Here is a 21,519-nt window from a genome sequence, read left to right as displayed (position 1 = left end):
ACCAGAAGCAATGGAACGGGAACCGCGACCGGGGTGTTACCCCATATAACAGACGTTCATCGCGTACGGGAACCGCAGGCTGCTCGGCGACTGTTACCCGGGGTAACAGCGTCAACAGCCGGGCAGCGCGGGAAAAAACGGGGCGATGCGTGCGCTTTGCGCGTCCCTGCTGAAACCCGCCTTGCGCGGGATGAGTGGACAGAAAACGGGACCGCGGAGTGTTACCCCGGGTAACAGGACTGCGGGAAGCTGCTTCCAATGCGCGTGCGGAAATGGCGTCAGGCATGGCCGGCTCCCGCCTGCCCGAACCGACCCTGCCTCAGCCCGGCGCGGATGGCGGCAAGATGCAATCGCGCCGTCTCGGGCGTCGAGACATGTGACCGCCCCGGTCCGATGTCGCGACTGTTGTGATCGAAAGTGGAAGTCACCGCCCCCTCGTCTGCCCGTGCACGTTCGCGTGCGGCGCGTTCGAGGTGGGCTCGTACTGGCACGAAGTCACCTGCGAGGCTGCGGCGCACAAGCCCGGCGATGTACGCCACCGGTGACTGCACGGGCCGGTGTCGGTGGCAGGCGGCCATTTCGTCGAGCAGCACCTGCCGGTCCGGGACAGGAACGCGTTCGAGGTGCGTCGCGACCAGTGGGCGCTCCGCCGCGTGCAGCATGGCGGGCCACAAAAGCCCGTCGACGCGGGCATCACCCGGTGCTACTCCGGCACATCTCTCCGCCCCGACAACAACCAGGCTTGCACCGCGGCTCATGAAGGCAAGCCCCGTGGTTGTCGTAGTCGAATATGTAATCCTCCTATACGCGCGCGCGTTGGAGACGTACGTTTGTCGCCATCGGTAACGCACGAGACTCTCCGACGGTAACTGCGTACCCGGTGTATAGCCCGGAGTGTGGCCCGGTTGGCGACTTTGGGTTGGCGGGTTTCGCCACGCCCCGACGTGGCTCGCGCCAGGCAGATTCACCGCCACCGCCGGGCTGCTGTTACCCGGGGTAACAGAGGGGAGTGTCCCCGCTTCTGGTGCCGCACACTCTCGGGCACTGCGCGCGATCAGTTCCCGTCGGGTCGCGAGTCGGTCACGGACATCGACGCGGGAAGCGAGCCGCTCAAGCTGATGCCGCAGCTCCGTCGCATTGATCTGCGTGAACACCCGTTTGCCGGTCCGCGGACGCGTCAGCTCGCGGATCAGGCCTTGCCGGACCAGCCGCTGCCTCGCGTTCTCCTGCTGCACCCGATTCAGCCCGAGCGTGCGCTGCCATTCGATCCCGGTCTGCGTGAACCACGTGGACTGATGGTCTGCTTCCCTACGCTGCAGTTGCACCATCCGCGATAGCAGCAGTGCCGCATTGACGTTACCGACGAGATCGACAAAGACCCGCCGGAAGGCCACCGTCGGCCCGAGCAGTTCCTGCATCGCCCCTTCGTCCGTACGGATCGCCTCGATCGACGCGGGCAGTGGCCCAACCATCCGGCAGTTGGCGCGCACCGCCGTCGACATCGCCTTGACGTCCAGCCGGTAATGCAGACACGCCGGGCGCCCTCCCCGCCATTCCATAACGAGGTTCCTGATGCGCAGACGCCGCCGCGCATTCTCCTGTTCCTCGCGCGACAGCCCCGTTTCCGCGAACCAGTGCTCCCGCGTCTTGTGGACCCATCCGCCGTTGCCGCCGACATCGCGGCCGCGACGGGTCCAGTAGACGAGTTGCGAGAGCAGCATGGCATCCTTTGGATGGCCCGTGATCCGCGCAAGACGCGTCCCGAACGCGATGGGCCGGTACGGCTTCAGCGCAAACCACAGATCCTCGAAGTCCTCGATATAGGGCAGCGATCCTTGCGTCATGGCTGTGCCCCTTCCGGCCGCCGAGGCGGCCATGCGATGTGCGCCGTGCGCTCGGCAGCCTTCTGCCGCAGCAGGGTCATGATGGCCGGCCAGAGCACGCGATACTCATCCGCGTGCGTTGGCCCCGTTCTCCGGTGTCCAATCAGGCCCTTCGCACGCAGCACACGACGCGCTGCCCTCTGCTGCTTCTCCGGCAGGGCGAGACGTCGTTCCAGTTCTCTGGACGTAACAACCAGCCACTGGTCGCGGCGGCAGGTCTCACTCTCGATCGTCGAAAGCTCGGTCAGTACCGCTGCTGCCGGCATATCGCCACAGATCTCGACGAAGCAGCGGTCGATCGTGACAGGCATGTCGAGCATCGATAGCATCAGTTCCGTTTCGGCAGGCGGCGGGCCCGGCGGATCATCCCAGCTTTTGCCCGGCAGCAGGTTGCCCTCCGGGTCGAGGCGCATGTCGTACATGATGAGACTCCCTTGAGTTCGGGGAAGAGCGGATGCAACCCGAGGACGTCGCATCCGGGTTCATTGCACCGTCCACTGCAGCAAAAAGCGACGCAAGTGACCACACTCCGCCGCACTCGCGATGCAGCGCCAGATAACGCTCGCGGAAATCGTCGATGTCCCGTAGTCCGTTCCAGCGCACCAGCAACGCGTCGACCTCGCGGGGCGTAGGCATGCGTGGTTTGGCGGGCGGAGGAACGTCCATCTCCCGGCGCAGGCGCACGATCGTGGAGCGCGTCGCGGTTCTGAAGAATTGCCGGATCATCGGGACGCTGGCCTGTGCCCTGACAAACGCGTGCAGCAGACGCTCGTCGTGCCACTGCCGGCCGATCAGATCGCAGCGTCGCTGCAGAACATCGAGATCGACCAGTACGCGTAGCGCACCCGAAGCCACCAGCGCATCGGCCAGCACCCCGGCACGCGCGTCGGCCAGGACATGCTGGATGGACCCGGGAAGGCCTGTTCCCTCCTGGTTTTCTACACCGTTCGATGTTCCACATGAAACTTTGCAGTCCAGATTAATCCAGTGAAATCCATTACTGCCGATGCGCGACAGCCGTATCAGCTCCAGCAGCACCACGTGCCCGATCGCCGTACCTGGCACAGGAAAGAAAACCGGCTTCATGATTCCTCTCCGCGCACGAGCCGTTCGACTGCATCCAGCTCCTTCCATCGCGGTGGGCAGAAACGTTCAGGGTAAGCGACCCGGAAGGCACGGGCGGCCTGGACGAGTTCGGACCACCACAAGCCGACCGGTCTGTCGGGGTTGAGCATGGCGGCAAACATCACATCCATGCGATCTCCCAGCAGAGGCTCTCCCACGAGGGCATCACAAATTCGCGCCCAGTAGTCCTCATCGCGTGCCATCCGCGCGTACACACTCTGCTTCGGTACGTGGTCAAGGCCGGATGCCGTGTTCTGCCGTGACAGGCTGACCAGCCACCACCAGCCGAGATACCGGTTCAGTCCGTCTGCACCCAGGCGCGCCTGGTCATCGAACGATGGTTGCGATGTATCCGGTGCGGGTGGCTCGATCATGAAACCATAGGGCAGCCCCGGCGCATCCCGCACGCATCCATCCAGCCCGCACGTGCTCGCGAAAACGCTCAATGCTTCGCGAAAGGCAGTGGCGGCCAGATCCGGGCCCGTCTCCGACGCAGCCGCCCGAGCCGATGAACTGTTTATCGAAACGCTGGACGGGTGCTCATCGTCCGATGAGAAATCCTTCCGGCTGTCATGAACAGCGAAACCGGCTCCGGTAGTTTCGCCTGCATGCGGCTCAACTTCGGCTGTTTCACTGGTCATGCTCATGGCCTTCCCGAGAATGTGTGACTGGGCGACGGACGCAGGCTTCGGGTCCACACTCAACGAATGCAGACCTGGTCGCCCCGCTTTACCTGCGACTGCGAGCCGATCCCCAGCTTGCCGGAGATCATCCGCGTCGATATCGGGAGCATGCTCAAGGAGATGGCTCATCCGGCCCAGACCGTCCATGGAAACTCCCAGCGCGTCCGCGCAGCGAACCCGAAAGGCGCGAACCAGTTCCCCCGCATCCAGCGACGCAGGCTGGTGTTCCTCGCCGGTCCCAGACGTAAATCCGGCGGCCACGCGCAACAGTTCTGGATCGATCACATGCTGTTGCAGCCATACGTCATCGAACCCCATCCGGCGAACGAGACGCATCAGCGCACCCATCGCAGGCTGGATCACGTCGACGAGCGCACGCCGGCTCAGGTATGCGGTGGCGGGACCCAGTGCCGGGAGTCGATCGGTGGCGAACTGGAACAGGGAGAGCAGGACGTGACTGACCGGCGTCCCCTCTTCCTCGAGCAATCGCGAAAACTCGCGCAGCGACAGCATGGCTCCCCGCTCCTCCTCCATATCGGCCTTGAGCGCCAGATAGCCATTCGCCTTGTCCCAGAAGCACAGGTCCGCGCGTTGATCGTTCTCGCGCAGGTGCGCTGCGAGCAGTCTGGCCTCTCCGGGATACGGAACGTAGATAAAGTCGTAGTAGAGGAACCGGTCGTCGCCAGTGTCGTCGTAGAGTGCCGCCGCTGCCGTCACCCTTGAATTCCCCCCCTTCGCGACGACGTATCGGGTTTCGCCGGGACGACGCGTCACGGTCACGATCTGCTCGATGCCGTTTGCGCGGATCGACTCCTTCAGTTCAACGATGCGCTCCTGGGAAACCCGCCGCGGATTGCGTTCATAGACCATCACCTCAGTGATCCTCAAGCGGATGACCGATGCAAGCTCCGGTTCGCGTGCCTGTGGCCCCGGAGAGTGAACGTCCAGTCGCCTCGCAGCAGCGAGTTCCCGCGCCGGATCGATTACATCCCCTGACGCGTTCATGCCAGCGCCCCTCGCGTGCGGTCGGCAATATCGACGGCATCCACCAGGGGTCCAGTTGAGCCTGCATAGACGTTGGCCAGCGACGGGAACAGTTCCCAGGCCAGTCGGTGCATGACGTTCCAGGCTGAATTATCGAACCGTCGGCGGCGGTCGAAGTCATGAACGGGAACGCGCGCCGTCGCGGCCGCAGCATACGCTGCAGCCGACGGCACGACAGTGTCCAGCACCCTGACTCTCCGATGATCCGAGAAGCGCTGCCGGAGGACGGTTGCGAGCGCCCTGGCATTGACGGTACGTTCATGCGCATTGATCAGGGCAAGCAGATCTCCCGAGCGAAATGACTCGCCGAAATCGGCCAGCCGGTTCAGGTCATCCAGCATGGCGATGGTGCCCGTGGCGAACTCTGCCGCACTCAGCGCATCGGGCTTCACCGGTGACACCATAAAATCGGCAGCCATCGCGGCTGACTTCTGCAGTTCGCCCACCGCCCCCTGCGTATCGATCAACACGACGTCGTAGGCTTCGAGCAGCGGGCTTCGCATCGCGCGGCGCATGATCATCAGCCGGTCCTCGCGGCGGTTGAGCCACGCCTGCAGTTCCGCGTCCGGCGTGTCCGAATAGATGAGATCGAGATTCGAGAAGATGGTCCGGCTGATACAGTCGGCGGAGGGATTACCGCCTGACGTTACAACAGCACTCAGACCACGGGGTGAACGGTAATGGACGGGAAAGAACTTACTTAGACTTGGCTGGACATCTGCATCGATCGCGAGGACCTTCATGCCGAAGGCTGCGAGCAGGCCGCCGAGATTGGCGGCAACGGTCGTCTTACCGACGCCGCCCTTGGTGGAAACGAAGGAGATAACAACCGGCACGGTAGAGGTTCCAGTGCAACATCATGACGTGAACTCAGGACTCGCGTATTGAAATACAGCGTGCTACTGAAATACCTGGCACAGATGGCTCTTCGGCCGGTAACGTTTCTCCGGCATCCGATCGCATCATTTGCGATGCAATCCATCTCTCGAATTCGTCGACCGGGAAGAGGCGCCGTCGTCCGATACGGATGGACGGCGGCATCGGTTGTCCCAGCGTCAGCCGGTTGCGCGCGGTGGCAGCCGCAATATGCAACTCGCGCGCAATCTCCTCCAGCGTATAGAAGCGCGTCATCGCCGGGGCCTCCTGATAGCGCGACAAATGCACGACCAGTCCATCATCTTCCTTGTTGGCCCAGGCACGTCCAGACTTGTCCAGTACTCAATGATGCCTATACTCAAGGCAACGCCCGCCTGTGCGGAAGCTGGAAGTGATGACCAGATACGTTTGCCACGCTCCGTGGGGATACGGCCAACGTAATCGAAGACCCGGACACTGGTCACCACTACTTCGTGCGTGAAAGTATAGGTTGCGTCACTCCACATCGACATGGCGCCCCTTTGCATTGACTTCCTCCCAGCATCATGATAGGCAGGAGTGCAATATGTATGATCTGGAAGCCCTGAAGAAATTTGGCCTGATTATCGACGCACGGAGTCCGCGCGAATTCGCGGAAGATCATTTGCCCGGCGCGATAAATCTTCCGGTGGTTTTCGACGACGAGTACGCGGAGGTGGGTACCGCCCACCGGACAGATCCCATGCGCGCTTATCAGATCGGCGTCGCTTACTCGCTAAAAAATATCGCCCGGCATCTTGAGCTCCCCTACTTCCAGACCGGACGACGCATGGCGATTCTGGTTTATTGTTTCCGCGGTGGAAAGCGAAGCAAACTGTGGTCGGACACGCTTGAAACTATTGGCTACAAGGTCGAAAGATTGCCGCGAGGCTGGAAGGGATATCGGAGCTGGGTACTTCAGACTCTCGACGAGCTTCCCCGGCAGTTGCAACTGAACGTCCTATCCGGGCCAACCGGGTGCGGAAAAACCAGTCTCTTAATCGCCTTGCGTAAAGCGGGCGCACAAGTTCTCGATCTGGAAGCGATTGCGTCACATCGCGGATCGATCATTGGTGCAATTCCGGGGCGACCACAGCCAAGCCAGAAGCTGTTTGACAGCCTATTGCTAGCAGAGATAAGTCGTTTCGATCTTTCAAAGGCCGTGTGGATAGAAAGCGAAAGCAAGCGAATTGGGCGTGTCCAGTTGCCAACAGCACTCTTCGACCGAATGCACGATGGACGCGTTTTCGAGGTGGAAACCCCCATGTCCGAAAGAATTGCAATGTGGCATCGCGAATATCCGCATTTCGAGAGGGACCCAGTAGGCCTCGTTTCGAAGTTGGCCTACCTCAAGGAGCTAATAGGTGGCACGACCTTGCAGAAATGGACGCAATTTGCCGAACTGGGCGAAATCGATGAACTTTTCGAAAGCATCATGCTCGACTACTACGATCCTGCATACGCTCGCTCCACGAAAAAAAATTACCGTCGGGCCCAGAACCCCACCAGGATTCAGCTGGAAACGCTGGATTCCGAGCACCTGGCTCGTGTCGCAGAACGTTTGATCGTCAGTTGCGACGTCCCGGTGCACGCCTCACCTGAGTAGTGCCTTCGCCCGTCGATTCATCATCGAAAACCATAGCGGTGGAAAAAGTGTCGCCCAAAGCATCTGAAAGTACCCGCCGGGCAAAGTCATCGATTGCGCATGCAGATTCAGAAACGGGGCTTCATCGTCTCGATGGTGAGCGTTATGAAATCCGTTATTGACGAGCAGGCAGTTTGACAGCCAGAAGTCAACGTCCCACGAGGTGATCTCAGTTCGCAGCCGGTTCGAGTCCAGTCCATAGTGTTGCATGTATCCTACCGCCTCGACGATAAACACGCTCACTACAGCGTATCCAATATAAAAAATTGCGATTCTCCATTGCAGCAGCGCGGCAACGCACAGTAGCAACAGGAAGAGAAACGCGTTTCGGAAAAGCCTGAACGGCACCTTGCAATCCGGATAGGAGTGTCGTGAAAAGGACGCGATCAAGGCCGCCCAATAAGATCTTCCGACATGTCCCCAAACCGGCGTTCCCAACCGCGCGGTCGAACCGAACCGCTGATTTCCAACGTTCCGGTGATGTAACTGGTGCGCAGCTCGATAATGCGGATAGCCGGCTATAACAAACGCAATTTCACTAACCTCCTGCCACATTCTGCCCGGTCGATGTGTAAGCTCGTGCAAATGCGCCATCGCCGTCGCGCTCAACACGCCACACGCAACTGAAATCCCTATCAGCTGTATCAAAGATGCTGTTGACGCACGGTAGGCACCCACCCCAACGGCAGAAGCCCACGCGAAAGCGAACCAGCAAGGAACCTGGTCGGCATTCAAATTCTCGATGATTTGCCCCGATCGTGGATCGCCCCGACCCATTGCCGCATCGATCAAAGGAAGGACAAACAGCATGATCGCCACAAAAATCCAGGGACGGCCGACAAGGATCAGGACGGCTGCGCCAGAAGGCAAGATGAGTGAGAGCCAGAACGCCTGTCTCGAATTACGCCAGCAGATCATTTGCTTCAGCGAACTTAACCGCTTCCGAGATGTGTGAGACACCGATCTTGTCTTTAATCTTTCTGAAGTATCCATAGACCGTCTGGATCGACACATCAAGCTCCCGAGCGACATCGTCGGCAATAAATCCGCTTTTCAGGTAGCTCAGCACTCGCAGGTCCATATCGGTAATGTCAATTGCTTCACGTACTTCCCGCTTTGCGACCCCGATAAACCAGTCCAGCAATTCGATCGCAAGTGCCCTGAAGTACAATCGGTTCGCAATAAGCCTTCTTTCTCCGATCTCCTGAATCTCATCTGATCCGATGTACAGAACACCCATACGCTGTGGCACACTCGTATGGGCCGGCACTACGATCCCGCTTCTGAAGCCGTTCTCGCTTGCGGCCAGGAGCATTTCTCGCTGGCCTTGTGTTTCAACAACAATCTGCGATCCAGTGATTGGAGCCGAGTTACTTCGTGCGTATTCCAGAAATGGATCGGTCATGTACCACTTGTTGGCGTTATACAACTGGCACCATTCAGGGCTACACCCAATGAGGAAGCGCCGCATGGTGCTGCTAACGGCCGTAACACCAGGATGAAGGAAGACGAAAACATATGAACTACCGCCGAGCGCGTTAACTAGCGACTTAACACAATCTGTCAATGCAGAATCGTCCTCCGCGACGATAAGTTGGTTAAAGAGCACGCTCAGTTCGGGGGTTGTCTGTTGGGCAGTCAATTTGATCAACCTTCCCAATCTCTTCAGGCGCCTACTGGCTACTCTGCAAGACGGTTGTCCCTCAAATGACGCTGGACTTCGTAGTACAACGGAGCCAACTTTTCCGAGTATGGATCTGCTCTCTCAAATCGGTACAGGTCGCGCAAATCGATGATCGGCAAGATCTGGACCGAAACAGTCTGATCCCTTTCGATTAGCTGACGTTCGAGAATAAAACCTCCCTCAGACTTATAGAGGATAAGCACAACGCGTTCCGCACTGAGATCGAGCCCCCGCTCAAAGACACGATTCTTCATCATCGACTCCCGGAGGGAGGTTGCGATGGCCGCATGAAGAACAGGCAATCGATTCAATCTGGATTACCGAAACGCTCGTGACAAACTCGTCGAAACCACATGCGTCACATTCGACTATCAGTCCATTGAATTGTGTCCCGCAGCACCGGCAAGTCAGACGATGAATTTCTCCTGTAGCAAACACCTCCCAGGCATCTTCCATTGGGACGCCGCATCTCGGACAAACAAATCCCACCTCGGAAGTTACATTTGTCATGTTCGAAAGCTTTGGACCTGAGTCGTCTTTCGAGAAATAACAATTCAGCTTAGCACCATCAACGTGTGACTACGCAAAAAGTGAATACCGTCAAATCGACCTATGCTGGACCGAATCTTGCTGAGCCCGATAGGGTCAACTCGTCCAGCAGCGGTGCATTCGCTCAACGAAAGGTCCTTCCACCGCTCTTGTTTATTCTTATACGCATAGTCGTGCCTGCCGCAGGAAGAACGCCGATCAATGTGCGCCAGAACCTGCTCGACCTGATGTGCCGAAGCTAGCAAAAATGAGCGCGGTAGGGACGACGGTTATCCATCGCCCCCCGCACAGATCCGTACATGTGGCATTACTGCATGCAGCATTGTCAACTTGCCGAGTGCGAGACGGCACGACAGCAGGCGTGAGGACGAGTCAGAAGGTATTCGACGGATTTTGGGCGAGTTCGGCGAATTCGGCGAATTCGCATCACGCAACGAATCGGGCTGCGAATTGTTTGCGATAAAGCGAGGCGCGTAGCGGGTGCTGCTTCAGTGCGAAATGTTGCCGGATCCGCCCAAGGCATGAGGGGAATTCTTGCGTGCGTTTCGGGTCGCGAAAGCCGCGCAGGCGGGGCCCAATGGATGACCTGCTCCACATATTCCGGCGTGGTGATATCTGCGACCCGCCCCGTACCAAGCCACGGGTATACGTTCTTGGCAAGCCCTCTGTGCGACTATGGCATCAAACATTTCTTCGAAATGATCGACATCCTGCTGCAATTGGTCACCGGCCGGGATCTGTGAGTACCAGGAGATCATGATCTCCTGGTGATACGACGTCGACCCAATTCCCTCGTCAGACTTTTTATTGGTCAGGTTGCCGATGACCTGATCACCGAACAACTCCGCCATCGCGGAAAGAACAGATACTTTATATTATGGCCGTAAGCGCGTCCTCAATACCGTGTAGATTTCGTCGTTGAGTTTGGCTACTTTGGTGCCCACCAAATGAATGGTGGACGCAACAGTGGACAGATCTCCTCAATCCAAACGGTCCAAGTGACCCAATTTTTCGGTCGAGTTCAAGCGGCAGATCGTCGAGGCGACGCTCAATCCGGGCGCGTCGGCCGCGCTCATCGCTCGCCAGCACGACATCAACGCCAATCCGCTGTTCAAATGGCGCCGTCATTATCTTGCCGGCGATTTCGGCATACCCGACGTTCCGCTGCCAGAGGCATCTGCGCTCAACTGGCTACCAGTGGCAGTGGCTGAGCCTTTACCGGAAGTACCGGCGTGCCCATCGTCGGACAGTGCCAACATGTACGAGGTCGAATGTGGCGACGTCCGGCTACGCCTGAACGCTGACAAGCCCATCGCAACCCTGATCAAGATTGTGCGGGGCCTTGCCCGATGAGGCTGCTGATGCTGACGTCCGCCGTTGGCCTGCAGTCCGGACACGGGTGTGGCTGGCCGCGGGAGTCACCGACATGCAGGCCGGATTCAACAGTCTCGCCGCCAAGGTGCAGACCGTGCTTGAACGGGATCCGTTCTTATGTGACGCGTAAGAATATGTGGCGGGAAATGCGATGAGGGTCCTGTTCCACGACCGGCGGATGCAGTTCCGCGCCACATAACAATCACACCCGCTCAAGCAATCGAAGTACCGCGTCCTTCGGCTTGAAACGAGCACCGGTCGCAGAAAAGATGCCGGCCTTATCCAAGCCGGCTCGCATCATCTCTACATCAGCTTCGGCGTATCGATGAGTTGTCGCGACTTGCGCATGCCCGAGCCACGCCTGAATGGTGAGCAGATCGACACCCGACTGCAAAAGCGCCATTGCCAGTGAATGTCTCAGCACATGCGGAGAAATTTGCTTAGCGGAAAGTTCCGGGCAGGTCGAAGCAGCTATTGCGGCTGCGCGCTTCACAACGTGAATCGCTCCGAATCGCGTAAGCCGACGACCATGGGCATCAGTAAACAGAGGGATCGGGTCACGGCGACCAATGCCGTGTTCGCGTAGAAGTTCGATCAGGTTGGTCGCCAGATCGTCACTCAAAGGAACGATGCGCTGTTTCCGTCCCTTTCCATGAAGCAGAACCTGCCGACCAGGGCGTTCAAGTCGAAGATCGATCGCATCGACGTTGAGCGCTTCCGAAATGCGCGCACCAGTGCGTGCGAGAAAAAGAATCAACGCTCGGTCACGTCGACCTAGCGATGTATGAGGATCTGGAGCTTCAACAAGCGCGGTCACTTCGTTTCGCGTTAGATAGTTGGTGACCGATATGTCAGACCGCTTGACGGGAATCGCGAGAATACGCTGAGCCACGCCGATTGACTCGGGGTCGTTTGCGGCGACGTGATGGAAGAATGATCGAATTGCTGTCAGTCGCGCGTTTCGCGTCTGGACGCAGTTACCGCGTTCACGTTCGAGGTGATCGAGAAACAGGAGGACGACGTCCCTGTCCATGTCGCTCACGTGCAACTGGCATGGTTTGCGTCCTGACCGACGGGAAGTGAACAGTATCAGCAGCCGCAAAGCGTCACGGTAGCTGGCTACTGTTGCGGGGCTTGCATTTCTCTGTGCATTGAGCCGTTGACGGAAGAATGATTCCAGCAATTGCGCAAGCAAAGCAGGATCGCTCATCACACACCTCCCGCGCCGTTGAACGCGCGTTGCGATGCAAGTCCGAGCAATTCTGCAGTGCCGGTTACGTAGTAGGCAGTGTCTGAATAGCGTACATGCCCAAGGTATGTTGCAAGCAGTGGCAGCACGCCTTGTACATCCGCGTTCTGACGGTGCCACTCCGCAAGGCGCGTGACAGCGAAGCGATGTCGTAAATCATGCGGTCGAGGCGCGCCGGCTGAACCATCGTCCAGTCCAGCGATGCAACAGGCACGTCGAAAGTCGGCATGGAAGGTTGCCGTCGATAGCCGGCAACCCCGAGGGCCAACGAAGAATGATTCATCGCATTGATCAGAGAAGACCCTGTCGCGCTCGCACCCGTACGTTCGTAAGGCTGCGAGCGTCGTGGTATGAACAGGCACGATCCGGTCTTTACGGAACTTCGTTCTCCGCACGAGCAGCACCCCGTCGTTCAGGTCAACGTCGGCGCGATCGAGACGGAGCGCTTCACCGGACCGTAGTCTTGTACTGGCCAATAGCCCAACCAACGTTTCCATCGTTTGTGCGCGCAACGCGCCGAGCCGAGAAAGCGATGCCGTCGCTTTGATGAGCGCTATCAACTCTGCATCGGTGAGGATCCTCGCGGGCGCAACAGTCCGACGCCTAGGAAACGCGCGACGGTCCAATGATTCCGTCCGACAATCAAAAATCGCCAGATACTCTGCGAAGTGCCGAAGGACTCCGTAGCGACGGACATGGAAGTTGCTACCTCCAGGCTCGGACACGACGAACCTCAACGCAAGATCGCGGTTGAAAGGTCCCGGATCATCGTGGTGTTGCACGTACCTTGAAAATGCACGCAGAGTTCCCGCCTGTTTGCGGAAAACGTACCCCAGCGATTGACGAAGCTCGATATAGTCCTGCACTCTTAAGTCGAGGGATCGCGCGAAGTCGTTCATGATTCGCTCCCCGGGAAAGGCAGTGCAACGGTCGCAAGTTGTGGCAACGCCACCTTCACATAGATGGCTGTTGTGTCGATGCTGCGATGCCCCAGGAGGTCGGCTACCTCCTTGATAGGACGTCGTTGCTTTACCAGTTGTGTGGCCAGACTGTGGCGTAAAAGATGTGCGCCAGCCTTCGGGAAGTGTAGATCGCAACGTTCGAGTCGACGGCGAACAATCGCCGCGAGCGTTGAACTATGTGTGATGGGTCTTACCGGCGGATAGTGGCACAGGAAGACCTGCTTAAAATGCGTTGAGGGCCTGCCAGAGAGAATGTAGGTCGCCAGCGCATCGCCCGCTGCTGAGGACAATGGGACGAGCCGATCGCGGCGTCCCTTGTTCGAGCGGATCACCACTTCGCCAGTTCTCCACCGGATATCGCGTAGTTCGAGGGCTCGTAGTTCGCGACTTCGCAATCCCGTTGTCGCAAGTAGCAATAACAGCGCGCGATCACGCAGAGCCGCCGGATCATTGATGCCGACTCCGTCAACGATGCGGTTGACGTCGTCCCAGGACAGGCGCGGCGGCAAATGTGCCATCCTCCAGCAAGGCACGCGTGGGACGAATCTGGACAGATCCTCGCTGGCGAGGCCTTGCCATTTCATAAACCGAAGGAAAGAGCGCAGGTCGCTGACGGAACCAGAGCGGGAGCAGTAACTGCCACTGGCGGAGAGCAAATAGCCAACGAGAGAAATGACGGTCTCGGCTGTCATCGCCGATAAGGGTTCGCCCGCATACTGATCGTCGTACCACTTAAGGATGCGACGCGCAGCGAGCATCAGTCCCTCACACGTCTTGGTCCGCAAACCACGGACGTCCTGTAGATACCTGCCGTATTCGCGCAGGACCTCTGAGTCGAAACACGGCGGTTCTACGTGATGCCTGATCGACGATCCATTAACAACTTGCAGCACGTGGCGTATCGCAGTTTGTGAGCTGAGGCGTTGGCGCTGATTTATGCAACGATCGAGAAAGCATTCGACCAAATCCGAATTGATCGAGTGTGAATCCTTGCATCCGGCCAGACTCAAGAACCGGTCAAATTGCGCGATGTGGGCGAGGTATACCTTGGCTGACGCGGGTTTGTAACCCGTCTCATAAAACCTGGCGGCAATGCGGTCCATCTCGGGCCCAAGCGCGCCAGCGCGTAAGCGATTTAGCACGCGGGGGTACTGGTAATAGAGCTCCAACATGATCATTCCCTCCTATGACAGACGCCGTAAAACTAGCGCGTCAAGAGGGATTGGGCGCCCAAACATTATGTGGCGGAAATGCCGGGGATTCTGACGCCCGGCTGCCTCGATAGGCTCACGCGAAACATAACGGGTGCCGTCACATAAGAACGGTTATGTGACATGCTACATAACCGTTCTGCGGGCACGTCTTCGTATCCGCGGCAAACGCAGCGACCTGCTCAAAGTGCTGTGGTGGAGGGGCGACGGGATGTGCCTGCTAATGAAGCAACTCGAGAAGGGGCGCTTCGTATGGCCTCAAGCCGACGGTGGCGTCATTTGCCTGAGCCCGGCCCAATTATCGATGCTGCTGGAAGGCATCGACTGGCGGCAACCGACGAGAACGGCACGACCGACGTCGGCGTTGTAAACGTCGTTGCCCGCGCGTAAGCTGACCGCATGACGCGCGCGAGCCCACTTCCCGACGATGTCGAAACGCTGAAGGCTATGCTGCTCAGCCAGGAAGCGGCGCTGCGCGAGCGCGACGCGCAAATGCTTAAGCTTCAGGAAACGGTCGACTCGCAACAAGCCGCGTTGGCTTCGCGCGCAGCCGAAGTCGAACACCTGAAGCTGCTCATCGCGAAGCTGCGCCGTATGCAGTTCGGTCGCAAGTCGGAGAAGCTGGACAACAAGATCGAGCAACTCGAGTTGCGCCTCGAAGAGCTTGAGGCCGATGAAGGCGCGGCACCGTTCGAAATCCCAAAGACGTCGCGTACGACTGTGGAACAGGCACCGCGCAAGCCGCTGCCTGAGCATCGGCCACGCGAGACCCGAACACACTTGCCCGAGTCTGCCGGGAAGTGCACGGAGTGCGGTGGCGAGATGAAGTCACTGGGCGAAGACGTCGCCGAACAACTTGAGTACGTACCGGCAAGCTTCCGTGTCATCCGTCATGTGCGCCCGAAGTTTGCGTGCGTGTGTTGCGAGCACATCTCTCAGGCGCCGGCACCGAGTCGTCCCATCGAACGCGGTCTTGCCGGCCCAGGGCTGTTGGCACATGTGCTGGTCTCGAAGTTCGCAGATCATGTACCGCTTTACCGGCAGTCGGTCATGTACGCCTGGGAAGGCATCGCGCTGGATCGCTCGCTGCTTGCGAAGTGGGTCGGTCACGCGGCGACGCTGCTGCAGCCGCTCGTTGAAACGCTGCGTCGACACGTGATGTCGGCGACGAAACTGCACGCCGACGACACGCCGGTTCCAGTGCTGGCACCGGGCAACGGAAAGACGAAGACCGGTCGCCTGTGGGTGTATGTGCGCGATGACCGTGCATCGGCCGACACGACGCCGCCGGCGGTGTGGTTCGTCTATACGCCGGATCGCAAGGGCATCCATCCGCAGCAGCATCTCGAGTCATTCAACGGTACGCTGCAAGCCGATACATACGGGGGCTACCAGGCCATCTACGAAAGCGGGCGCGTCACGGAGGCTGCTTGCTGGGCGCACGCGCGACGTCAGTTCTATGGATTGCACGCAGCGCGCCCCAATGCGTTAAACACCGCCCGGACGGTCAGTTGAAACTCCCCCATTTATGGTCGCGTAAATTCCCCCACCCTGTGAAGCAGGACCAAGGGTTTATTTAGCTGCTTTTTGTTTTTCGTGCAAGCGTTTCGGCGGCCTCTTTGAGGCGATAGCTGCGACCATCGAACTCAAGCAAATGGCAGTGGTGCATAAGCCGGTCGAGGATCGTGGTACTCATCGTGTTGTCGCCCAGGTATGTGCCCCAATCCTGCACAACACGGTTGGACGTAACGAGAACGCTGCGATGCAGCTTGTAGCGTTAATGGATAAGGGTTTGCAGCAGCGCGCCGGCGGCGTCGGGGATCGTACGCGACAGGAACAGATCATCCAGCACGAGCAGATCGCTCTCGACGATGGCGCGCAGCCGGGCTTCGCGCTGGGAAGTCGGGCTGAGGGCATAACGGTTAAAGAAGTCGTCGGCCTCAAGATACTGCACCTTGTGGCCTTGCAGGACGGCCTGGTAGGCGACGGCCTTTGCAATGTGCGATTTGCCGGTGCCGGGTTTGCCGATGATCAGCCCGTTCTCGCCAGCGGCGATGAACTTCAGCGTGCGTAGCTGGAAACAGGCCTGACGAAGCACTTTTGGATTGAAGGCCCAATCGAAGTCGGCGAGCGTGAGTTTCTCTTCGAGGCCGGAGAGCTTGTAGCGGCGTTCGATGAGCCGGGACTGGCGGCGATCCAGTTCGTCCTGCAGGATCAGTGCGAAGGTTTCAAGGAATGGCTGCTGTGAGCCCTGGGCCTGCAGCACGCGCGTTTCAAGTGTGTCGCGCACGCCGGACAGGCGAAGCTGTCCGAGATCCCGTTCGATTTCCGGTAATGTCATGGTCATGCCTGTGTTTCTCCAGTTGGAGGTTGAGATTCGGCGCCGTGCTGCGCACCGAGGGTAAAGAGTTCGCCGTATTCGGCGGCAGGACGGATCAGCGGGTGATCCTGCGTGAGAGGCAGCTCGAGCTGCGGTGCCTGATCGAGACGCTCGAGTGCCTGTTCGAACAGCCGCTCGACGATCGCGCGCACCTGTTTGTAGCGGTAGACGTGATGGCGTAACGCGTGATCACAGGCCTGTTCGACGAGCCGGGCGGGATACTTCTTCGCCAGACAGACGATGCCCCACATGGCGCGGTGGCCGACGCGACCTTCGCTGTCGAACATGTGCTGGCACAACGCCTTTGTGTGTGGCCCGATGTCGCCGGCGCTCGCAAGCAGGAAGGCGCTCTGGCGGGACGGATTGAACGGGCGCTCGTCTTCAGGCAGTTCGAGTGAACCCGCCTGCAGGGCGCGAGGATGCGTGCGCAGCAACGCCTGCGTCCGGCGATCGCGGATCTCGACGGTGGAATCGTAGATACGCACGGAAACGAGACTGCCGATCGGTGCAGGTCGTGCCGCATAGTTGCTGCGATCGATGTTGACAGTGATGTCGTCCCAGACGGTACGCACGACCTCCGTGAAGTAGCGGAAGCCGGTGGTCGGCAACGGCCGCAGATACGGCCTCTCCTCCTGGAACATGGTCTCGACCTGTCACCGGGTGCTGCCATGGATGCGTTTGGCCGCCCAGTTCGCCTCCCAGTGCATCAGGAATTCGTTCTGGGCTTCGAGCGACTCGAAACGGCGGCCGGCGAGCGCGGTGCCCTGCGTGTGTTGAATCGCGTTCTCGACGGTCCCCTTTCGATTCGGGTCGCGCACACGTGCTGGATCGGCGACGACACCGTAATGCTCGAGCATCGCTTCATAGAGCCGGTTGATCTCGGGTTCGTACAGGTCGAGCGTGATGACGCCTTCCCGGAGGTTGTCCAGGACGACGTAGCTGACAGCGCCACTGAAGTAGCGGAAGGCTTCTTCGTGAAGCTGGGCCCAGACCTGCTTGCTGGACTTCCAGACCACGCGCCGGAAACTGCGCCGCGAGTACCGCGGGGTCATGACAAACAACCGCGGGCGCCGATAGCGGCCGGTCTTCGGATCGCGGGTCAGTGCGCCTTCGCCGTAGTCGACCTGGGCTTCCTCGCCGGGGGCGAACTCGAGACGGTCGAACTGATCGGGGTCGATGTGGCGCAAGGCGCGCACGAAACGTTTGACGCTCTCATCGCTGGCGGCAAAACCGAACTGGTCGACCAGATCCTGATAAATCGCCTGCGCGTTGCGCTTGAGGCGCACCTGCTGCTCGATCCATTCGCGATGCGGTTCGCTTGCCGAGCGGGCGAAATTGAACGTCGAAGCCTTGCCGGAAGCAGCGATAGCCGGTGGTCGCGGCGATGGGGGAATTTGCGTGCCGATCGGCTCGGAGCCGGCGGTCACCATGGGGGAGTTTGCCGCAGCGAGCTTCTTCGACTCGAAGATCGCCTGATAACGACGGATCGTCTTGCGGTCGATGCCCGTGAGCTGCTGGATCTGCCGCTGGCTCTTGTTGCGTTCGAGTAAGGTGAATACGGTGCTTTGCAGGTGCGGTTTCAAGACATTCACTCCCTGAACTCCTTCTTGTTCGAAGGAGACGAAGATAGATGTCCTGCAATATCTCTCCCGACAGCTTTAGATGTTCAGCCGACGGTCGTCAGGTGGGGGAGTTTGAAGTGACCATACCCGGAGGAGTTTGACCGACCGCCGGGGGACATGAGATCGAACGTCTGTTTTGGCAACAGATCGCGACTGGCATTACAAGCGAAAAAGCAGCGGAGGCAGTAGGTGTATCTCAAGCGGTAGGCTCGCGCTGGTTCCGCTATCGTGGCGGTATGCCACTATTCATGTCGAAACCTATCGCTGGTCGATACTTGTCGTTCGCCGAGCGTGAAGAGATAGCATTGCTTTCTGCCCAAGGCCTCGGGGTGCGCGAGATCGCCCGCCGCATCGGACGCAGTCCATCAACCGTTTCACGAGAACTCACGCGCAATGCGACAACCCGTAGTGGGTGCCTCGAGTATCGTGCTTCGGTCGCGCAGTGGAAAGCGGAACGGTTCGCGAAACGACCAAAGCCAGCGAAGCTAGCGACCAATGCGCGACTGCGCCAATACGTACAGGAGCGCCTGGAGGGCAAAGTACATGACGCTGATGGTCGTCAAATTGCCGGGCCCAGGCAGGCACCGTTCAAGGGGCGAAATAAGCCACATCGCGGTGATCGAAAGTGGGTCACCGGCTGGTCACCTGAACAAATCGCGAATCGATTGCAGGTAGATTTCCCGAATGATGAATCTATGCGCATCTCTCATGAAGCCATCTATCAAGCGCTTTATATACAAGGGCGCGGCGCGCTCAAGCGCGAGTTGGTGGGCTGTCTGCGCACCGGGCGCGCGTTGCTCGTCCCCCGGGCCAGAGCGCGTGCCAAGGCGTGGGCGCACGTCAGCGAGGAAGTGATGATTTCCAGCCGGCCTGCAGAGGCCCAAGATCGTGCTGTGCCAGGCCATTGGGAGGGTGATCTCCTTATTGGCCTGAACCGATCCGCCATTGGGACCCTGGTGGAGAGATCAAGCCGTTTCACGATGCTCGTGCACTTACCGCGAGAAAAAGGCTATGGGGTAATTCCGCGCACGAAAAACGGGCCTGCGCTGGCTGGCTACGGAGCGGTTACGATGGCCAACGCGCTCAAGAAAACCGTAGTCGACCTGCCTGCCCATTTGTGGCGGTCATTGACCTGGGATCGTGGCAAGGATCTGTCCGATCACGCCCGTTTCACTATCGAGTCCGGCGTGAAGGTGTTCTTCGCTGACCCGCACAGCCCATGGCAGCGCGGTACGAACGAAAACACCAATGGCCTTCTACGACAATACTTTCCAAAGGGCACTGACCTGTCCCGGTGGAGCGCTCGAGAGATTCAGGCCGTTGCTAACACTTTGAATACCAGGCCCCGGAAAACACTCGGCTGGAAGACGCCTGCGGAAGCTCTGGACGAGTACCTAAAATCTGTTCAACATTCCAGTGTTGCAACGACCGGTTGAATCCACCCAATGCTTGGCCGTCTGGCACCGCAGGCCCCCGCAGAGCTCGCGTTCACACGCACCGAAACTGAACTGCTTGAACGCGTCGTTCACGACACGTCTCACAATGCGCAGGCACCGCCGCTCGTGCGCAACGTGATACGGCTCGCTCAACTCGGTGGTTACCTTGCGCGCGCCAGCGACCCTCCACCAGACAATACCGTGATGTGGCGCGGGATGCGACGTCTGACTGACATCCAGCTCGGCTATGAGCTCGCGCTAAAAAGAAGTGGGTAATTGCAAGATTGAGGACACGCTTACGGGTGCTTACCCAGAGCCCAAACTTCTCCTATAAGGAGCGCCTAGCTGACGCCCGGGCAAATCGCCCGGGCACATAGCGTAACTCAACAGTTTGTAACCCTTGACTCTAACTGCAGTCCGGACAGTATCGACGCCATGTCATGCGAAATTTTGCGGATTTGCAAGTGAATTGAGATAAATCTTGGCTCTATCGCTGTTAGGTTTCGCAGCAATGGTGTTATTCATATGATTCAACAAACCATGGGTTGCTGCTACTGGCACGGCTCCCACCCCCCCCGCCACTGATCCCCCGAAGCTCAACAATTCAGCACCATTCAAAACGACATTAGTTGCTCCGACGCTACCCTGAATTGCTCCCACAGCCTTTTGTTCCTCAGATGATTCTGGATCAAAGGCTGTAGAAAATCCATCATACGTATCATATAGAGAGACCGCAGTGCTGAGAACCGATCCGGTAACTTTGGCGCGATTTGCAATGTTGACTGCTGTAGTCGATTTGGGCATGGCAAGTTGATACAGTTCACTGACTCCTTCTACCGTCTTTCCTACACCAGTACCTACTTTGAGCAAGCCACTAGTTGTATTGCCATCCTGAATATCCGTAACACCTTGAGCGATGCTTAGTCCTCCCCCAACGGCGACCTTGCCGACTGAGGCAGTGCCTTTTAAATATGGTAGAACCTTAGTGCTATATATATTCGCCTTCGAAGGGACAATCGTGGGTTTGGGCGTAATATCTACCCGCCGTCCACTGAGATTTACGATTTGCTGTGGGACTTTCTGTATATTTGTACCTGCGTTCTTTGATGTTGCTTCAATGATATTTTTCGAATCTGCAATGAGACCTGCAGTAGCTTTAACCTTGTCGATAGGTGATCCAGTGATAGCGTTAAATAAGTTGTAAGGAACTGAAGTTACGGAGTGAACGACGATAGCGTCATTCACAGAATTCTCCAAAGGTTTATTCTTCAATATGACAGCCGCCGCCTTGGCTCCTTCGAGACCAGCTCGCGAGCCGGTGTTACTAGTATTTGTATTAGTAACATTATCCGGTGACGACGAAGCGGATTCTGTAATGACGATGGGATCCGGAGCGGCAGGGAAGCTATTCGGTACTTTGACCAAAGAGATAGGACCCGTTGAATAACTTGTCTGTACACTCACTACCGAAACACTTTTTTTGATGCTCACCACTGGTTGGGTCACGGGTTTGTCGATTTCCGTCGTTTGGGGCGTGTACACTGGACCAGGAGGGGTTACAACGCTCTTCTGGGTGCTTACGTGAGAAGTGCCACCTGTTATTTCGACGGCAGGTGCCGTATCCATCACGGGGGCGACATCGGGGACAGGGTGCACAATACGAACATTGGACATACGTCGCTTTCCTTAAGACAGTTTCAGGGAAATTTCAGCACGTTGGATGTGCTGACTACAGCAGGAAAATACGATCTATCGTCACCTGCCAAACGCACCCTTGT

At 58.4% G+C, this 21,519-nt stretch carries 18 protein-coding genes and 4 pseudogenes; 6 read left to right on the top strand and 16 right to left on the bottom strand.

The window, feature by feature from the left end; all coding sequences use genetic code 11:
• Nucleotides 1-278: 278 nt before the first annotated feature.
• The 6 genes from B9Z01_RS33320 to B9Z01_RS33295 form a co-directional block, all read right to left on the bottom strand.
• Entirely contained in the window at nucleotides 279-1,844 is a 1,566-nt protein-coding gene (locus B9Z01_RS33320; RefSeq protein WP_085489800.1) for a hypothetical protein, read from the bottom strand.
• Complete coding sequence (locus tag B9Z01_RS33315) at nucleotides 1,841-2,305, bottom strand: hypothetical protein (RefSeq protein ID WP_085489771.1); 465 nt, start codon at nucleotides 2,303-2,305, stop codon at nucleotides 1,841-1,843. Before B9Z01_RS33315 ends, B9Z01_RS33320 begins: the two co-directional genes overlap by 4 nt.
• Nucleotides 2,247-2,969, bottom strand: a complete 723-nt coding sequence (locus tag B9Z01_RS33310) for a hypothetical protein (RefSeq protein WP_143809145.1) — start codon at nucleotides 2,967-2,969, stop codon at nucleotides 2,247-2,249. Before B9Z01_RS33310 ends, B9Z01_RS33315 begins: the two co-directional genes overlap by 59 nt.
• Entirely contained in the window at nucleotides 2,966-4,561 is a 1,596-nt protein-coding gene (locus B9Z01_RS33305; RefSeq protein ID WP_244196240.1) for a chromosome partitioning protein ParB, read from the bottom strand. The genes B9Z01_RS33310 and B9Z01_RS33305 overlap by 4 nt, the downstream gene beginning before the upstream one ends.
• A gap of 131 nt (nucleotides 4,562-4,692) precedes the next feature.
• A complete protein-coding gene (locus B9Z01_RS33300) occupies nucleotides 4,693-5,571 on the bottom strand; it encodes a ParA family protein (RefSeq protein ID WP_085489769.1) in 879 nt (292 codons plus the stop codon).
• Nucleotides 5,572-5,605: 34 nt separating this feature from the next.
• Nucleotides 5,606-5,866, bottom strand: a complete 261-nt coding sequence (locus B9Z01_RS33295; protein WP_085489768.1) for a helix-turn-helix transcriptional regulator — start codon at nucleotides 5,864-5,866, stop codon at nucleotides 5,606-5,608.
• Nucleotides 5,867-6,176: 310 nt separating this feature from the next.
• On the opposite strand from B9Z01_RS33295, the gene mnmH reads away from it, so the two are divergent.
• Entirely contained in the window at nucleotides 6,177-7,235 is a 1,059-nt protein-coding gene (mnmH, locus tag B9Z01_RS33290; protein WP_085489767.1) for a tRNA 2-selenouridine(34) synthase MnmH, read from the top strand.
• Here mnmH and B9Z01_RS33285 read toward each other — a convergent pair.
• From B9Z01_RS33285 to B9Z01_RS36575, 4 genes and pseudogenes are all read right to left on the bottom strand, one after another.
• A complete protein-coding gene (locus B9Z01_RS33285) occupies nucleotides 7,224-8,192 on the bottom strand; it encodes a fatty acid desaturase (RefSeq protein WP_167387610.1) in 969 nt (322 codons plus the stop codon). The two genes, mnmH and B9Z01_RS33285, sit on opposite strands and share 12 nt — an antisense overlap.
• Nucleotides 8,176-8,883 carry a helix-turn-helix transcriptional regulator gene (locus tag B9Z01_RS33280; protein WP_244196239.1) on the bottom strand — a complete coding sequence of 236 codons (708 nt, stop codon included), beginning with the start codon at nucleotides 8,881-8,883 and terminating at the stop codon, nucleotides 8,176-8,178. Before B9Z01_RS33280 ends, B9Z01_RS33285 begins: the two co-directional genes overlap by 17 nt.
• 71 nt (nucleotides 8,884-8,954) lie before the next feature.
• A complete protein-coding gene (locus tag B9Z01_RS35985) occupies nucleotides 8,955-9,212 on the bottom strand; it encodes a hypothetical protein (RefSeq protein WP_208626367.1) in 258 nt (85 codons plus the stop codon).
• Nucleotides 9,213-9,933: 721 nt separating this feature from the next.
• Nucleotides 9,934-10,077, bottom strand: a pseudogene (locus B9Z01_RS36575) (IS6 family transposase); the annotation flags it as partial.
• Nucleotides 10,078-10,539: 462 nt separating this feature from the next.
• Here B9Z01_RS36575 and B9Z01_RS33265 point away from each other — a divergent pair.
• Nucleotides 10,540-10,860 carry a transposase gene (locus tag B9Z01_RS33265; protein WP_085489799.1) on the top strand — a complete coding sequence of 107 codons (321 nt, stop codon included), beginning with the start codon at nucleotides 10,540-10,542 and terminating at the stop codon, nucleotides 10,858-10,860.
• A 46-nt stretch (nucleotides 10,861-10,906) separates the two neighbouring features.
• A complete protein-coding gene (tnpB, locus tag B9Z01_RS37035; protein ID WP_208626364.1) occupies nucleotides 10,907-11,011 on the top strand; it encodes an IS66 family insertion sequence element accessory protein TnpB in 105 nt (34 codons plus the stop codon).
• Between the two features lie 72 nt (nucleotides 11,012-11,083).
• On the opposite strand, the gene B9Z01_RS33260 is transcribed toward tnpB (B9Z01_RS37035), so the two are convergent.
• Genes B9Z01_RS33260 through B9Z01_RS33250 form a run of 3 tightly spaced genes read right to left on the bottom strand, consistent with a single transcriptional unit; the run spans nucleotide 11,084 to nucleotide 14,264 of the window.
• Entirely contained in the window at nucleotides 11,084-12,091 is a 1,008-nt protein-coding gene (locus B9Z01_RS33260; protein WP_085489763.1) for a tyrosine-type recombinase/integrase, read from the bottom strand.
• Nucleotides 12,091-13,029 carry a tyrosine-type recombinase/integrase gene (locus tag B9Z01_RS33255; protein ID WP_085489762.1) on the bottom strand — a complete coding sequence of 313 codons (939 nt, stop codon included), beginning with the start codon at nucleotides 13,027-13,029 and terminating at the stop codon, nucleotides 12,091-12,093. The genes B9Z01_RS33260 and B9Z01_RS33255 overlap by 1 nt, the downstream gene beginning before the upstream one ends.
• Nucleotides 13,026-14,264 (bottom strand): tyrosine-type recombinase/integrase, encoded by a 1,239-nt coding sequence (locus B9Z01_RS33250; RefSeq protein WP_085489798.1) that lies wholly within the window; start codon nucleotides 14,262-14,264, stop codon nucleotides 13,026-13,028. The genes B9Z01_RS33255 and B9Z01_RS33250 overlap by 4 nt, the downstream gene beginning before the upstream one ends.
• 133 nt (nucleotides 14,265-14,397) lie before the next feature.
• On the opposite strand from B9Z01_RS33250, the gene tnpB (B9Z01_RS37030) reads away from it, so the two are divergent.
• Together tnpB (B9Z01_RS37030) and tnpC are read left to right on the top strand one after the other, a co-directional pair.
• Nucleotides 14,398-14,673, top strand: a complete 276-nt coding sequence (gene tnpB, locus B9Z01_RS37030; protein ID WP_085489761.1) for an IS66 family insertion sequence element accessory protein TnpB — start codon at nucleotides 14,398-14,400, stop codon at nucleotides 14,671-14,673.
• A 77-nt stretch (nucleotides 14,674-14,750) separates the two neighbouring features.
• Nucleotides 14,751-15,794, top strand: a pseudogene (tnpC, locus tag B9Z01_RS33240) (IS66 family transposase); the annotation flags it as partial.
• An 85-nt stretch (nucleotides 15,795-15,879) separates the two neighbouring features.
• On the opposite strand, the pseudogene istB reads toward tnpC, so the two are convergent.
• Together istB and istA are read right to left on the bottom strand one after the other, a co-directional pair.
• Nucleotides 15,880-16,650 (bottom strand): annotated as a pseudogene (istB, locus tag B9Z01_RS33235) (IS21-like element helper ATPase IstB).
• A pseudogene (gene istA / locus B9Z01_RS33230) lies at nucleotides 16,647-18,275 on the bottom strand (IS21 family transposase). The pseudogenes istB and istA overlap by 4 nt, the downstream one beginning before the upstream one ends.
• Before the next feature lie 152 nt (nucleotides 18,276-18,427).
• On the opposite strand from istA, the gene B9Z01_RS33225 reads away from it, so the two are divergent.
• Complete coding sequence (locus tag B9Z01_RS33225) at nucleotides 18,428-19,741, top strand: IS30 family transposase (protein WP_085489760.1); 1,314 nt, start codon at nucleotides 18,428-18,430, stop codon at nucleotides 19,739-19,741.
• A 438-nt stretch (nucleotides 19,742-20,179) separates the two neighbouring features.
• Here the strand turns inward: B9Z01_RS33225 and B9Z01_RS35330 are convergent, their stop codons facing one another.
• Nucleotides 20,180-21,415: a hypothetical protein gene (locus B9Z01_RS35330; RefSeq protein WP_143809141.1), complete on the bottom strand. Its 1,236-nt coding sequence runs from the start codon at nucleotides 21,413-21,415 to the stop codon at nucleotides 20,180-20,182.
• Between the last annotated feature and the right edge of the window lie 104 nt (nucleotides 21,416-21,519).

Origin of the sequence: Paraburkholderia susongensis (assembly GCF_900177725.1) — a bacterium.
GTDB lineage: Bacteria > Pseudomonadota > Gammaproteobacteria > Burkholderiales > Burkholderiaceae > Paraburkholderia > Paraburkholderia susongensis.
This window is presented reverse-complemented; position numbering and strand designations above follow the sequence as displayed.